The sequence below is a fragment of the Nocardia iowensis genome, from assembly GCF_019222765.1.
Lineage (GTDB): Bacteria > Actinomycetota > Actinomycetes > Mycobacteriales > Mycobacteriaceae > Nocardia > Nocardia iowensis.
The window spans coordinates 7,383,696-7,397,977 of the sequence record NZ_CP078145.1 but is presented as its reverse complement, the minus strand read 5'-3'; the positions used below and the strand labels follow the sequence as shown (position 1 = coordinate 7,397,977).

Below are 14,282 nucleotides of genomic sequence, written 5' to 3'. Positions count from 1 at the left end.
GAACTTACTATGGAGTAAGTTTGGTGGTCATAGATCTCTCGAAAGGAAATCGCATGGCCACCAAGGCTGCTCGCCGTGCCGTGATCGTGTCCGGTGCGCGCACGCCATTCGTGCGTGCGTTCACCGGATACACGCGGATGGATTCCATCGCGCTCGCCGATGCCGCGGTCCGTGGGTTGTTGGAGCGGACCGGGCTGCCCGGTGCGCAGGTGCAAGCGATCGTGTGGGGTGGGGTCATCCTGCCCAGCGCGGCGCCCAATATCGCCCGGGAGATCGCCCTCGACCTGCGGCTCGACCCGGGCTGTGAAGGCTACACGGTGACCAGGGCGTGTGCCTCCGGCCTGCAGGCGGTGACCTCCGCCGCAGCCGCTATCGAGCGCGGCGAATACGACATCATGATCGCGGGCGGCAGCGACTCCACCTCCAACGCCGAGGTCAAGCTGCCGCAGAAGGTGGTGCACGCCGCGGCGCCGCTCGCGCTCGGCAAGCCGAAGCCGAAGGACTACCTGTCCGCGGTCGCCCAACTCGCGCCGTTCACCGACATCCTGCCGAGCAGGCCGAAGATCGCCGAGCGCACCACCGGCGAGGTGATGGGGGAGTCGGCCGAGAAAATGGCCCGCATCCACGGCGTGAGCCGCGCCGCTCAAGACGAGTTCGCCGCGCGCTCGCACCATCGCGCCGCCGCCGCCATCGAGTCCGGCCGGTTCGACGACGAAGTGCTGCGGGTGCGGACCCCCGAGGGCACCGATATCGAGCGCGACGGACTGGTCCGGGGCAACACCAGCATCGAAAAACTATCGAAACTCGCGCCCGTGTTCGCCGAAAACGGCACCGTCACGGCGGGCAACGCCAGCCCGCTCACCGACGGCGCGTCCGCGGTGCTGCTGATGAGCGAGGAGAAGGCGCTCGCCCTCGGCTACCGGCCGCTGGCCGCGTTTCGCTCCTGGAGTTATGTCAGCGTCGATCCCACCGACCAGGTGCTCATCGGCCCCGCCATCTCCATGCCGCGCGCGCTGGACAAGGCCGGAATGTCGCTGGCCGACATCGACTTCGTCGACATCCACGAGGCCTTCGCCGCGCAGACACTGTCCGTGCTCGCCGCCCTCGCCAGCGACGAATGGGCCAAGACCCGCCTGGACCGCGACACCGCCGTCGGCGAGATCGACATCGACACCCTCAACGTCCACGGCGGCTCGGTCTCCCTCGGCCACCCCTTCGGCGCCACCGGCGCACGGATGGTCACCACCATGGCGAACGAACTCGCCCGCACCGGCAAGAACACCGCCCTACTCGGCATCTGCGCCGCAGGCGGTATCGGCGCCTCAGCGGTGCTGGAACGAGTCTGAGCCCGAACCCGGCCGGGCGGTTCGGGCCTGGTGCCGGGTCCCGGTTGGTGCTGTGCCGGTCCGGCTCAGGTCGGGCGGGGCGGGTTTACCGGCTGTGTCTGGTTCGGTGTGGGGGGAGGACCGGCATCGTGCCGTCGGCGGCGGGTCTGATGCGGTGCGGGATCATCTCGCGTTGCGGGGTCTGCGGTTTGCGGACTTCGTCGGCGATGATCCGCAGGCAGGTGTCGTGCGGGGTCTCACCGGGGCGCCCTTCTCGGCGTAGGCGCAGCATCGCATGAGCGAGGTCGATGCCCAGCTCGTTCGACAGCCGGATGGCGTCGACGTTGGCCATGGCAAACCTCCTGAGCTGAAGAACATTGCGTCCGAGATGGATTCGTCTTTGACGTACCCAATCGGTCCGACGGTGAATCCTCGCGTTGGCGGTCGGTCCGGGCGGACGTGTGTCCGTTGCAGTCGGTGGCGACCGTGGTGATCAGCGCGAAAGTGTTCCCGGGAGACCGGTTTTACCGTCGAGGCGATCACTATACGTCCGGGCGGCGCCGAAATTTGCCAGCGACGATAACGATTCGGTCGTGATCAACCGCCGTAGGTCTCCCGGTGCACCGCCTCGGTCAGCGGGCGGCCGCTGCGCCAGCCGAAACGCTCCAGGTCAGGGATCTGCTGGAACTCGTGGACCGGGCCGACGCACAGCCAGGCGACCGGGTGGATGCCCTCGGGTAGCCCGACGAGCTCGGTGAGGAATTCGGGGTCGTAGAAGGACACCCAGCCGACACCGATGCCCTCGGCGGTGGCGGCCAGCCAGAGGTTCTGGATCGCGAGAACCGCGGAGTAGACGCCGGTTTCGGGGACGGTGGCGCGGCCGAGCACCTGTGGGCCGCCGCGACCGTGGTCATAGGTGACCACGATGCCGGTGCCGCTCTCGGTGATGCCCTCGATCTTGATCGGCTCGAAGGTGGCCGCGCGCTCCGGCGGCAGCGCATCCCGGAACTGGACGCGCTTGTCCGCCACATGCCCGGCGAACTTCCGTAGCGTGCTCGGATCGCGCACCACCACGAAGTCCCACGGCTGCGAGTTCCCGACGCTCGGCGCCCGATGCCCGGCTTCCAACAGCCGCCACAACGTCGCGTCGTCCACCACATCCCCCGTGAACTCCGCGCGCACATCCCGACGCAACCGAATCGCGTCGTACACACTCAAACCCTCAGCGCCCACGCACCCAGTCAACCAGCCCCACCCAATCCCCCGATCACGACCTTCCATACGCCTCACAGCCCTCAGACCCCTGTGAGCCGAATGAACCCTCTGTGCACAGGAGTTTCCAAACGTGCGCCCGGCGCTTCCCTCGGCCGTCGGCCGAAGGGGCGCGGCCTACCTCCGCCAGCCGTGTCCGTGAGCCCACAGACCTTCCGTCCGCCTCACAGGGTGCAAAACGCTTGTGAGCCGTACGAACCCTTTGTGCACAGGAGCTTCAAACGTGGACCGGACCTTCAGCCGTGTGCTGGTCCTTCGAACGTGCACCGGAGCTCGGCCGTCGGCCGAACGGGCGCGTAGCCCGCCGCCGCCCGGAGTGTCTGTGGGCCCACAGACCTTCCGCACGGTTCACAGGGTTTACACCCTCTGTACGGCGTGCGGAAGCTCTGTGGGGCCGGGTCAGCCGACGAATGCGGGTGTGCGCTCGGTGCGGCGGGTGAGGCGGCGGCGGCCTGAGGCGAGGGCGGTGCGCAGGCCGCGGCGCTTGCCGGTTACCGGGTCGATGACGGGACCGGGGCTGCCGGCGAACTTGCGTTCCGAGGCGGTTTCGGGGGCGTCGTCGGCGGTGTCGCGCAGGTACTTGTTCGGCAGCGACAGCTTGAGGATGGTCCGCCAGGCCTTGAAGTACTGCACCGGTAGCGAGCCGGTGGTGTAGGGCAGGTCGTACTTCTCGGCGAGTGCCCTGACCTTGACCGCGATCTCGGCGTACCGGTTGCTTGGCAGGTCGGGGAACAGGTGGTGTTCGATCTGGTGGCTGAGGTTGCCGGTCATGAAGTGGGTGAGCGGACCGCCGGAGATGTTGGCGCTGCCCAGCATCTGGCGCAGGTACCACTGGCCCTTGGTTTCGCCGTCGATGTCGGCCTTGGTGAACTTCTCCGCGCCGTCGGGGAAGTGGCCGCAGAAGATCACCGCGTTGGACCACACATTGCGGACCATGTTCGCGGCGAGATTGGCGGTGAGCGTGGAGAAGAAGGCGGGTCCGGTGAGCGCGGGGAAGATCACGTAGTCCTTGAGGACCTGCTTGCCCATCTTGGTCAACGCCTCGCTGCGCTTGCGCTCGAACTCGGCCCGCTCCGGCGTCCCCGGCTGGTACCGGCCCGCGGCCAGCTTGCCGAGCTCCAGATGCTGGATGGCGACGCCGTATTCGAAGAACAGCTGCAACACCAGGTTGTAGATCGGGTTGCCCAGGTTGAACGGCTTCCACCGCTGGTCGCGGGTTACCCGCAGCAGGCCGTAGCCGATGTCGTCGTCCATGCCGAGCACATTGGTGTACTTGTGGTGCAGGTAGTTGTGCGTGTGCTTCCAGTGCTTGGCCGCGCCCGCGTTGTCCCATTCCCAGGAGCTGGAGTGGATCTCCGGATCGTTCATCCAGTCCCACTGCCCGTGCATGGCGTTGTGCCCGATCTCCATGTTCTCGATGATCTTGGCGGTGCTGAGCAGGGCGACGCCAGCGAGCCAGGCCGGCGGCAGGAAGCTGGCGAACAGTACGCCGCGGCCGCTGATCTCCAGCGCGCGCTGTAACCGGATGACGTTGCGAATGTACTTGGCGTCGCGCTCACCGCGGGAGGCCTCGACTTCCCGCCGGATCGCGTCGAATTCCGCGCCGAGTGCTTCCACGTCGGCCTCGGTGAGATGTGCGTATTCCTTGACATCCGAGATCGCCATGGCGGTTACAGTACCGTAAGTTACGAGACCGTAGGTTACGAGAATCTGAACGCGGCTATGGCAAATCTCCCATTGCGAAAATGATCAGAAGGTGCTAGATCAACCGCGTCGGCGATACAGCGTAAAGCCTTCTCCCGCAGGATCTTCCGGTGCAACGAAGCCCCGGGTGCCGGGCTCGATACTGCACTGCCGCGTCGTCTCGCGCAACCCCCTTCCGGCGCGTTCTCGCGCACCGAGCGCACGGTCTCGAGCCAAGACCCGACTCGTACTGGAGATATGCGGTCAGCCAGCGTCTTTGTCGAATTTTTGCCAGCACGTCACGTGCCGTTCCGAGTATTCGCCTAACTTCCGGCGTCCCTGACGAATGGAGTTCGATCATGCAATTTGGCAAGGCGCTGCTTACGGCTGCTCTGCTGGCGAGCACCGCCATGGTGGGGGTCGCACCGGCGGCACACGCCACGGATCACGAACGAGTGCGCGTGCTGACCTGGAACATCCTGCACGGTGGACGTGAGCCCACGCCGGACAATCTGAACGACCTGATCGATCAGGTGATCGACATCAAGCCGGACGTCTTCTTCGCCGTGGAAACCTACGGCTCCGGCGACACCATCACCGACGCGCTCACCCGCCGAGCGCACAACGGCCGCTACACCGGCGTTCGGATCACTGACCGCCCGGCGGGGCAGGACAACCTGTGGATCTTCACCAAGTACGAGGTGGTCGCCACGTACCCGAAGCCGCAGGGCGGCCCGGTCAGCGACTTCAACCTCGGCGGGGTGCGGGTGCGCGTGCCACACGACGGTGAACTGAACCTGTTCGCCACCTGGCTGACCTACACCGACCCGTGGGACGGCTACTTGATCGACGAGAACGCGATCGACCGCCGCGACGGGCGCGAACCCCGGCACTCCGTCGAGGCTGTCGTGCAGGCCGAGCGGGCGCAGACGCAATACATCACCGACATCGTGCACAACCAGTTACCGAGGATGCTCGGCGGCAATACCGCACCGGTGCTGCTCGGCGGCGACTTCAACACGCTGCCCGGCGCGGACTGGACACCGAGCCAGGCGGACTGTCCGAACCACTTCGGGCTGAGCTATCCGCTGACCGCGACCAAGACCGTCACCGACGCGGGTTTCATCGACACGTTCCGGGCGGCCAACCCGGATGTCTGTGCCGCACCGGGCCGCACGTGGAGCCCGCTGCCCACCGAACAACTACTCACCCAGCAGCGGATCGATTTCACCTTCGCCAAGGGCGCGATCGAGGTGCGTGGGGCGCATGTGGTCGACACGCGCATGCGCGAGCACGGCCCCGGCGTCTTCTACTCCGATCACGCCGCCGTCGTCAGCGACCTGGAGGTGCACTGGTAACCCACGCCGAATTCGGGCCGGTACCAAGCGATACGCGGGTACCGGCTCCGAACGGAGCGGCGGTCCTAGTTCGAGCGATGCTGACGACCGCGCCACAAAGCCTGCCGCCGCGCGGCCTTCCGGCGCAGCGAAGCCTGCTCGTGGCGGGCCCGATCCTGCAGTGCGTGGGTGGCCTCGCGCAGCACATCCTTTTCGTGCTCGGCCTTCTCCCGCAGCGCGCGCTTGGCCTCGCGCAGCATTTCCTTCTCCTGCCGCGCCTTCTCCTTGAGCACCACCTTGGCCTCGCGCATGGCCGAGCGCAGCCCGCGCCGCTGACCGGTCTCCGGGTCGATGCCGAGCCAGTGCACGGTGTCCGAACTCGGCAGCGACGGCAGGGTGATGCCGGCGAACTTGCGTTCCGAGGAGGTCTCGGGGGCATTGTCGGCGGTGGCCTTCAGTAGCCGGTCCGGCAGCGCGAGCTTGTGGATGGTCCGGAACGCGAGCAGGTACTGCTTGCCGAGTGAGCCGGTGGTGTAGGGCAGGTCGTACTTGTCGCACAGCTCGCGCACCCGCACCGCGATCTCGGAGTACCGGTTGCTCGGCAGGTCAGGGAACAGGTGGTGCTCGATCTGGTAGCAGAGGTTGCCGCTCATGAACGCCATCGCGGGCCCGGCCTTGAAGTTGGCGCTGCCGAGCATCTGCCGCAGGTACCACTCGCCGCTGGTTTCGCCTTCCAGCTGTTCGACGGTGAATTTCTCGGCGCCGTCGGGGAAGTGGCCGCAGAAGATCACCGCGTAGGCCCACAGGTTGCGCACGAAGTTGGCGGTCAGATTCGCCTTCAGCGTCTGCTTGAACGCCGGACCGGTGAGGGCCGGATAGAACAGGAAATCCTTGGCCACCTGGCGGGCGATCTTGCGGCCGAACTCCCGGTTCGGCTCCGACATCAGCCCCGGCGGGGTGCCGAGCAGTTCCTTCTCGATGCTCCAGTCGTGCAGCGCGATGCCCCACTCGAAGGTCGCCGCGAGCACCACGTTCGCCAGTGGCTGCACCAGATGGACCGGCCGCCACGGCTCGTCGCGGGTCATCCGCAGGATGCCGAAGCCGAGGTCCTCGTCCTTGCCGAGCACGTTGGTGTAGGTGTGGTGCGAGTAGTTGTGCGCCCGCCGCCACTGCGACGAGGGACCCGTCATGTCCCACTCCCACGAGCTGGAGTGGATCTCCGGATCGTTCATCCAGTCCCACTGCCCGTGGCCGACATTGTGCCCGAGCTCCATGTTCTCGATGATCTTGGCGACGGACAGTAACGCGGTACCGGTCAGCCAGGCCCAGCGATTGCGGCTGCCGAACAGCACCGCGCGCCCGGCCACCTCGAGGCCGCGCTGAGCGGCGATGGTGCGCCGGATGTACTTCGCGTCTCGCTCGCCGCGGGACTGTTCCACCGAACGCCGGATCGAATCGAGCTCCTGCCCAAGGGTTTCGATGTCGGCCGCCGTCAGGTGGGAGAACGCCTGAATATCGGTGATTGCCACCGGGTGTCCTTTCGCTGCTCGATTTATGCTGAGGGTACCCAAAGCGCCGCGACTACACCGTGCTGACGCACGGGGGCCATGACGCTGCGGCAACTGCCGCGCGGACTCAGACGTCCAGTGTGCAATCGCCCGCCGCGGCGGAGATGCAGGTCTGCACCTTGTCGCCCTCGCGGTGCTCGTCACCGTTGCGCAGATCGCGCACATACCCGGAACTGAGTGTCACGACACAGGTTTGGCAGATGCCCATGCGGCAGCCGAACGGCATCTGCACGCCAGCGGACTCGCCCGCCTCCAGCAGGCTGGTCGCGCCGTCCGCCTCGGCGGTGCGGCCGGACTTGCCGAAGGTGACGGTGCCGCCCTCGCCGACCGCGGTGCGCGCGATCTCGAACCGCTCCACGTGCAGCCGGTCCGCGATACCCGCGTCGCGCCAGTGGTGTTCGATCTCGTCGAGCATCGCGGCGGGCCCGCAGGCCCAGGTGTGCCGTTCGCGCCAGTCGGGGAACTTCTCGTCCAGGTCGCTCAGCGCGAACTTGCCGTGCTCGCCGGTCAGGTGCAGGTGCGAGGTGAAGCTCGGATGCCGATCGTGCAGATCGCGCAGTTCGGCGCCGAACATGACGTCCTCGGCGGTGCGCGCCGAGTGCAGGTGTTGCACGTCGGTGACCATCTCGCGACGGTCCATCGCCCGCAGCATCGCCAGCACCGGGGTGATCCCGCTGCCCGCGGTCAGGAACAGCACCTTCTCCGGCGGCGGGTAGGGCAGCACGAAGCCGCCCTGCGGCGCGGCGAGCCGGACCACGGTGCCGACCGGGACACCGCTCACCAGGTGGCTGGACAGGAAGCCCTCCGGCATCGCCTTCACGGCGATCGAGATGACGCGCTTGCCGCCGGCCTCCGGGTCCGACCAGTTCGGCGGGCAGGTCAGCGAGTAGGACCGCCAATGCCAGCGCCCATCGATCAGCACGCCGATGCCGATGTACTGACCGGGCTGATATTTGAAGTCGAAGCCCCAGCCCGGCTTGATCACCAGGGTGGCCGAATCGGCGGTTTCCTTGCGGACGTCGACGATGCGCCCGCGCAGTTCGCGGGCCGACCACAGCGGATTGGCCAGATGCAGATAGTCATCCGGCAGCAACGGGGTGGTGACACGTGCCACGGCCCCGCGCAGTACGTTCAGCTTGCCGCCGCGCTCGGCGACGCTGGCGGCCGGCGCCTCCAGCCACTCCCGGACGCCCCGCACGGAAAATCCCCCTCTTTTCGAGCTCATCGCTGCCGTTCGTCTTCCTGTCGTCGGATGCGCTGCTACGCCGTAGCCAGGTTACGGCATCGTAGGTTAGCTGGCCGATCGTGGCCGGGCACAGCAGGTCAGAGCAGTTCGAGCAGGAACGGCAGCTCCTGCGCGGCGTACCAGGCGAGCTGATGATCCTCTGCGTCGCCAAGCACGAATTCGGCGTCGGTATCGCCGAGATCGGCGGCGTCGACCACGTCGACCGCCTTGGCCACCTCGGGCTCGGCCTCGGCCAGATCGACGTGCACGCAGCCGATCTGGTTGTAGGTCACCGGCCCGGCCAGTCGCACGACGGCGTCGTCGAGGTCGGGGCGTAGCTTCGCGCCGGTCACGTCGGCGGCGATCACCGCGCGCCGGTACACCGGCCCGCCGGTGGCCACCGGTTCCGCGTCGTCGGTTGGCTCGGCCGACTCGTCGCTTTCGTCGCGTTCGGCGGCGAGCAGGCGCAGCGAGGCGCGGGCGGCCTCGCCCATCGCCACCTCGGCCAGTTCCTCTTCGTCGCCAGAGGCGTAGGCCTCGCGCAGCGCCGGGGTCACCGCGAACGCGGTGCCGCCGACCGGGCGCAGTTCCCGGTTCGCGACGAGCTCGCGCAGCATCGGCACCGTCGCGGGGATGTAGACCCGCATTTTCTCCTGATCAGACGCAGGCACCGAGCATCTCCTCCATGGAATCGCGCACCGACGCGGCCAGCACGCCGATGTCGGCCATCGCGTCGCGGTCGGCGTTGAGTCCGTAGAAAACGCGTCCGTCATAGGACGTGATCCCGATGCTCGAGGCCTGATTGCGCAGCAGCGGCGACACCGGATACATCTCCAGCATCCGCGCGCCGCCGATGAACATCGGCGTCTGCGGACCCGGTGCGTTGGTGATCACCAGATTGAACGTGTGCTCTGCGAACGTACTCGCCGCGCGCACGCTCATCGCATGCAGGCTCGCCGGAGCGAACCCGGCCAGGTGCACCAGCGTGCGCGCGCGCACGCCGCGATGCTGTTTGCCATTGGCCTCGGTGGCGTGCGCGATGTGCGAAAGCCGCATCACCGGATTGGGTTCGCCGACCGGCAGATCGATCAGGAACGAGGAGACCTCGCTGGCCGGTTTCAGCTGATCGCCGCCTGCTCCTTCGACATACACCGACATCGGTACCACGGCGCGCAGCGTCGTCGACTCGGTAAGCGCCTCGCCGCGCGAGAGCAGCCAGTTGCGCAGCGCGCCGGTGACCACCGCGAGGATGACGTCGTTGATCGAGCAGTCGAAGCGCTTGCGGATCTTGCGGTAGTCCTCGAGGTCGGTGCGCACCACGTCCAGCCGACGGTTGCGCGAGGTGCGCGCGTTCAGGGGACTGTCCGGCGCGCCGGTTGTCGCGGCGCGCACCGCCGAGACCACCGAATCCATCGCGCGCCCCGCGGCACCGATCACCGCGAAGGCGTGCCCGCTCGCGTGCCGGGCCACCTCCAGCGCTTCGCGCGGTTGCGCGGCCAGATGGGTCAACGCGCCGACGAGCAGTTCCACATCGTTGGGTTCGCGCGGCGCGAGCCAGGCGTCGTCGGCCAACTCGCGCGGCGACGGCCCGGTATCGAGGATGACGTGGCCGATCTCCAGCGCGGTATCCCCGTCGACCAGCGCGGAATGCGACTTGGTGAAGATCGCGCAGCGGCCGTCGGACAGGCCCTCGATCAGATGCATCTCCCACAGCGGCCTGGTCTGATCCAGCGGCCGGGAGGCCAGCCGGGCGATCAGGTCGTGCAGTTGCGCGTCGGTGCCCGGCGTCGGCAGGGCCGAGCGGCGAATGTGATAGGTGATGTCGAACTGGCTATCTTCCACCCAGACCGGACGGCCGAGGGCGAAGGGGATCTCCCGCACTTTGCGGCGATACCGGGGCACCAGCGAGAGCCGGGCCTCGACCAGATCCACCAGCCGGTCATAGTCGAGCACCGGCTCACCATTGCCACCCTGCTCGGTATTTCGGACGATCGCGAGGGAGCCGATGTGGATCGGATTGCTGCTCGACTCGAGCCGATAGAACGACGCGTCCTGCGGCGTCAGTCTCGTGATCACGCTGCCCGGTGCTCCTTTTTCGATGCCGCCTCACGCCCATTGTGCTGGCGCCACAAGGTTTCAGCTCGTCCGCTGTGGCGTATCCGGTGAAATCGGCGTTCCCCTTTACCCGTCCCGGCTTCCGTGGCAAGCTGTCTGACTCGAGCACGGGGAACTCGATTCGATCACAGGGGGACACCGGATGCACAGTCGACGACCATCGCTTTCGCCCGCTCCGCATTTCGAGCCACCGCTGGACGGAGATCGGCCCGGCCACCCGCGCTCGGATGCGTTGTCGCCACGAGCCGCGCTGCCCTGTCGCCGCCGCATGCCGACACATAGCGGGTCGGCTACCCGGGCCGCGGATCGACGCGCCCGGCACGACGGTCGTCTTCCATCGTACGGCACCGACGGTGAAACAGGTTCGGCCGCAAGCCGATTCGCGGAAAGTTCGCTGCGGCTGGTGCTCGAGGTGCTGGACGGCCGGCGGCCGGCGGCTCAGCTGCGCAGGCTCGCGGCGCCCTCGGTGCTGGCCGCGATCGAAACGCTGGCGCGTTCCCCGCAGCCCGGCCGCGCGCTCGGTCCAGCCCGGCTGACCAAGCTCGGTGTCGAGCTGACCGAGCCGAACACCGCCGAGGTATACGGCAGGTACCAGCGCGGCCAGCGGGTCTTCGCGGTGGCCGGGTGCGTCGTTCTGCACCGGGCGGGCTGGCAGCTGACCGCGTTCCGCGTACTGTGAGTACCAGGGCGGACGACCCGGCCACGGGCTGTGCGGCCGAACGTCGCTGCTCGTCGGCACCTACGATCGGCACCGCATTACCATGAAGCGTGCAGCGGATTCCGCGTTCGCGCGCGAGCCCGCACGCCGGCCGTGAGTCCACCCCTCGGCCCGGCGCCGACGACACGAATGACACACCGACCAGAGGACTGACGAGACCCGTGCCTGCGCTGACACTGACGAGGTTGCTACGGATTGGTGAGGGTCGCATGGTCAAGCGGCTCGCCAATTTCGCCGATCAGGTTCTCGAACTCGAGTCGGAGTACGAGCAACTGACCGACGCCGAGCTGCGCGGCAAAACCGACGAGTTCCGGGAGCGCTACTCCGACATGGTCGAAGAGGGCGCCGCCGATCCGCTCGGCACCTTGATGGCCGAGGCGTTCGCGGTGGCCAGGGAGGCCTCCTGGCGGGTGCTGAACCAGAAGCACTACAAGGTGCAGATCATGGGCGGCGCCGCGCTGCACACCGGCAACATCGCCGAGATGAAGACCGGTGAGGGCAAGACGCTCACCTCGGTGCTGCCCGCCTACCTCAACGCGATCAGCGGCGACGGCGTGCACATCGTCACCACCAACGACTATCTGGCCAAGCGCGACTCCGAGTGGATGGGCCGCGTGCACCGCTTCCTCGGCCTCGAGGTCGGCGTGATCCTGTCCGGCATGACCCCGGCCCAGCGGCGGGTGTCCTACAACGCCGACATCACCTACGGCACCAACAACGAGTTCGGCTTCGACTACCTGCGCGACAACATGACGCACTCGCTGGACGATCTGGTGCAGCGCGGGCACAACTTCGCCGTGGTCGACGAGGTCGACTCCATCCTGATCGACGAGGCCCGCACCCCGCTGATCATCTCCGGCCCCGCCGATGCCTCCAGCAAGTGGTACGCCGAGTTCGCGCGGATCGCGCCGCTGCTGAAGAAGGACCTGCACTACGAGGTCGACATCAAGAAGCGCACCATCGGCGTGCACGAGGCGGGCGTCGAGTTCGTCGAGGACCAGCTCGGCATCGACAACCTGTACGAGGCCGCCAACTCGCCGCTGGTCAGCTACCTGAACAACGCGATCAAGGCCAAGGAGCTCTACGCCCGCGACAAGGACTACATCGTCCGCGACGGCGAAGTGATCATCGTCGACGAGTTCACCGGCCGCATCCTGGTCGGACGCCGCTACAACGAGGGCATGCACCAGGCGATCGAGGCGAAGGAAGGGGTGGAGATCCAGCCGGAGAACCAGACGTTGGCCACCATCACCCTGCAGAACTACTTCCGCCTCTACGACAAGCTGTCCGGCATGACCGGTACCGCCGAGACCGAGGCCGCCGAGCTGCACCAGATCTACAACCTCGGCGTCGTCCCGATCCCGACCAACCGGCCGATGATCCGCGCGGACCAGTCCGACCTGATCTACAAGACCGAAGAGGCCAAGTTCGCGGCCGTGGTCGACGACGTCACCGAGCGGCACGAGCGGGACCAGCCGGTGCTGATCGGTACCACCAGCGTCGAGCGCTCGGAGTACCTGTCCAAGCAGTTCACCAAGCGCGGCATCGCGCACACCGTGCTCAACGCGAAGTTCCACGAGAAGGAAGCCGAGATCATCGCCGAGGCCGGTCGGCCGGGCGCGGTCACCGTCGCGACGAACATGGCCGGTCGTGGTACCGACGTCGTGCTCGGCGGCAACCCGGACATCATCGCCGACATCATCCTGCGCCGGGAGGGCCTGGATCCGGTGGAGACGCCGGATGCCTACCAGCAGGCGTGGCTGCCCACGCTGGAGCGGGTCAAGGCGCAGACCGCCGAGGACGCCGAGGTGGTGCGCAACGCGGGCGGCCTGTACGTGCTCGGCACCGAGCGGCACGAATCCCGCCGCATCGACAACCAGCTGCGCGGTCGTTCCGGCCGCCAGGGCGACCCGGGCGAGTCCCGGTTCTACCTGTCGCTGGGTGACGAGCTGATGCGCCGATTCAACGGCGCCGCGCTCGAAGCGATCATGACCAGGCTCAACCTGCCCGACGACGTGCCGATCGAGGCCAAGATGGTCTCCAAGGCGATCAAGAGCGCGCAGACGCAGGTCGAGCAGCAGAACTTCGAGATCCGCAAGAACGTGCTCAAGTACGACGAGGTGATGAACCAGCAGCGCACCATCATCTACGGCGAGCGCAACCGGATCCTGCGCGGCGAGGACATGGAGGGTCAGGTCCAGGGCATGATCACCGACGTGATCACCGCCTACGTCAACGGCGCCACCGCCGAGGGCTATGTCGAGGACTGGGATCTGGACAAGCTGTGGACCGCGCTCAAGACGCTGTACCCGGTGAGCATCGACTACAAGGATCTGACCGGTGAGACCGCGGTCGGCGAAGCGGGCGACCTGACCCGCGAGGAACTGCTCGAAGCGTTGCTCGACGACGCGCACGAGGCCTACGAACGGCGCGAGGCCGAGATCGACGGGCTGGCCGGCGCGGGCAGTATGCGCAATCTCGAACGGCAGGTGCTGCTTTCGGTGCTGGACCGCAAGTGGCGTGAGCACCTCTACGAGATGGACTACCTCAAGGAGGGCATCGGCCTGCGTGCCATGGCGCAGCGCGACCCGCTGGTCGAGTACCAGCGCGAGGGCTTCGACATGTTCACGGCGATGCTCGAGGGCCTGAAGGAAGAGTCGGTCGGCTTCCTGTTCAACCTGCAGGTCGAGGTGCAGCAGCCGCAGCCGGAAGGCGTCTCGGTCGACGCGGGCCTGCGCTCGCCGGTCGGTGCGATGGCCGCGCCGCCGCGTCCACTGCCCACCGACCAGCCGGTGCCCAACGGCAGTGCCGCTCCCGCGGCCTTGCGCGCCAAGGGCATCGACGAGTCCGCCCGGCGTGGCTTCAGCTACTCCGGTCCGGACGAGGGTGGACACCAGGCGGTGCACAGCGACGCCGAGGAATACGGTGGTGACGGTGACTCCGGCACCACCCGTCGGGAGCGCCGCGAGGCCGCCCGCGCCCAGGCCAAGCCCAAGCGCGCACCGAAGGCGCGTCGCCGCCACTGACGGCTGGTAGCTG

Annotated in this window: 11 protein-coding genes; 4 read left to right on the top strand and 7 right to left on the bottom strand. The window is 67.4% G+C overall.

Annotated features, from left to right (window positions below):
• Positions 1-53 precede the first annotated feature (53 nt).
• Positions 54-1,346 (top strand): acetyl-CoA C-acyltransferase, encoded by a 1,293-nt coding sequence (locus KV110_RS34090; RefSeq protein ID WP_218471259.1) that lies wholly within the window; start codon positions 54-56, stop codon positions 1,344-1,346.
• An 85-nt stretch (positions 1,347-1,431) separates the two neighbouring features.
• On the opposite strand, the gene KV110_RS34085 is transcribed toward KV110_RS34090, so the two are convergent.
• The 3 genes from KV110_RS34085 to KV110_RS34075 form a co-directional block, all read right to left on the bottom strand.
• On the bottom strand, positions 1,432-1,677 hold the full coding sequence (locus tag KV110_RS34085) for a hypothetical protein (protein ID WP_218471258.1): 246 nt from the start codon (positions 1,675-1,677) through the stop codon (positions 1,432-1,434).
• Between the two features lie 245 nt (positions 1,678-1,922).
• Complete coding sequence (gene bluB / locus KV110_RS34080) at positions 1,923-2,543, bottom strand: 5,6-dimethylbenzimidazole synthase (protein ID WP_218479237.1); 621 nt, start codon at positions 2,541-2,543, stop codon at positions 1,923-1,925.
• Positions 2,544-2,996: 453 nt separating this feature from the next.
• Positions 2,997-4,262, bottom strand: coding sequence for a fatty acid desaturase family protein (locus KV110_RS34075; protein WP_218471257.1), 1,266 nt, complete (start codon positions 4,260-4,262; stop codon positions 2,997-2,999).
• 377 nt (positions 4,263-4,639) lie between these two features.
• On the opposite strand from KV110_RS34075, the gene KV110_RS34070 reads away from it, so the two are divergent.
• Positions 4,640-5,638, top strand: a complete 999-nt coding sequence (locus KV110_RS34070) for an endonuclease/exonuclease/phosphatase family protein (RefSeq protein WP_218471256.1) — start codon at positions 4,640-4,642, stop codon at positions 5,636-5,638.
• A 65-nt stretch (positions 5,639-5,703) separates the two neighbouring features.
• Here the strand turns inward: KV110_RS34070 and KV110_RS34065 are convergent, their stop codons facing one another.
• From KV110_RS34065 to KV110_RS34050, 4 genes are all read right to left on the bottom strand, one after another.
• Entirely contained in the window at positions 5,704-7,146 is a 1,443-nt protein-coding gene (locus tag KV110_RS34065) for a fatty acid desaturase family protein (RefSeq protein ID WP_218471255.1), read from the bottom strand.
• Positions 7,147-7,252: 106 nt separating this feature from the next.
• Positions 7,253-8,410: a ferredoxin reductase gene (locus KV110_RS34060; RefSeq protein WP_218471254.1), complete on the bottom strand. Its 1,158-nt coding sequence runs from the start codon at positions 8,408-8,410 to the stop codon at positions 7,253-7,255.
• A gap of 98 nt (positions 8,411-8,508) precedes the next feature.
• Entirely contained in the window at positions 8,509-9,057 is a 549-nt protein-coding gene (locus KV110_RS34055) for a DUF6912 family protein (RefSeq protein ID WP_218479235.1), read from the bottom strand.
• A 10-nt stretch (positions 9,058-9,067) separates the two neighbouring features.
• Positions 9,068-10,486 carry a WS/DGAT/MGAT family O-acyltransferase gene (locus tag KV110_RS34050; RefSeq protein ID WP_218471253.1) on the bottom strand — a complete coding sequence of 473 codons (1,419 nt, stop codon included), beginning with the start codon at positions 10,484-10,486 and terminating at the stop codon, positions 9,068-9,070.
• A 307-nt stretch (positions 10,487-10,793) separates the two neighbouring features.
• Between KV110_RS34050 and KV110_RS34045 the strand changes: the two genes are divergently transcribed.
• Complete coding sequence (locus tag KV110_RS34045) at positions 10,794-11,204, top strand: Rv3235 family protein (protein ID WP_218471252.1); 411 nt, start codon at positions 10,794-10,796, stop codon at positions 11,202-11,204.
• Between the two features lie 200 nt (positions 11,205-11,404).
• Positions 11,405-14,269: a preprotein translocase subunit SecA gene (gene secA, locus KV110_RS34040; RefSeq protein WP_218471251.1), complete on the top strand. Its 2,865-nt coding sequence runs from the start codon at positions 11,405-11,407 to the stop codon at positions 14,267-14,269.
• The last annotated feature ends 13 nt before the right edge of the window (positions 14,270-14,282 follow it).

Bases quoted from the DNA above. Each gene is read 5' to 3' on its own strand.
- KV110_RS34085 (WP_218471258.1), bottom strand. From the start codon at position 1,677: ATGGCCAACGTCGACGCCATCCGGCTGTCGAACGAGCTGGGCATCGAC.
- KV110_RS34045 (WP_218471252.1), top strand. From the start codon at position 10,794: ATGCCGACACATAGCGGGTCGGCTACCCGGGCCGCGGATCGACGCGCC.
- KV110_RS34075 (WP_218471257.1), bottom strand. From the start codon at position 4,262: ATGGCGATCTCGGATGTCAAGGAATACGCACATCTCACCGAGGCCGAC.
- KV110_RS34070 (WP_218471256.1), top strand. From the start codon at position 4,640: ATGCAATTTGGCAAGGCGCTGCTTACGGCTGCTCTGCTGGCGAGCACC.
- KV110_RS34055 (WP_218479235.1), bottom strand. From the start codon at position 9,057: ATGCGGGTCTACATCCCCGCGACGGTGCCGATGCTGCGCGAGCTCGTC.
- KV110_RS34090 (WP_218471259.1), top strand. From the start codon at position 54: ATGGCCACCAAGGCTGCTCGCCGTGCCGTGATCGTGTCCGGTGCGCGC.
- KV110_RS34060 (WP_218471254.1), bottom strand. From the start codon at position 8,410: ATGAGCTCGAAAAGAGGGGGATTTTCCGTGCGGGGCGTCCGGGAGTGG.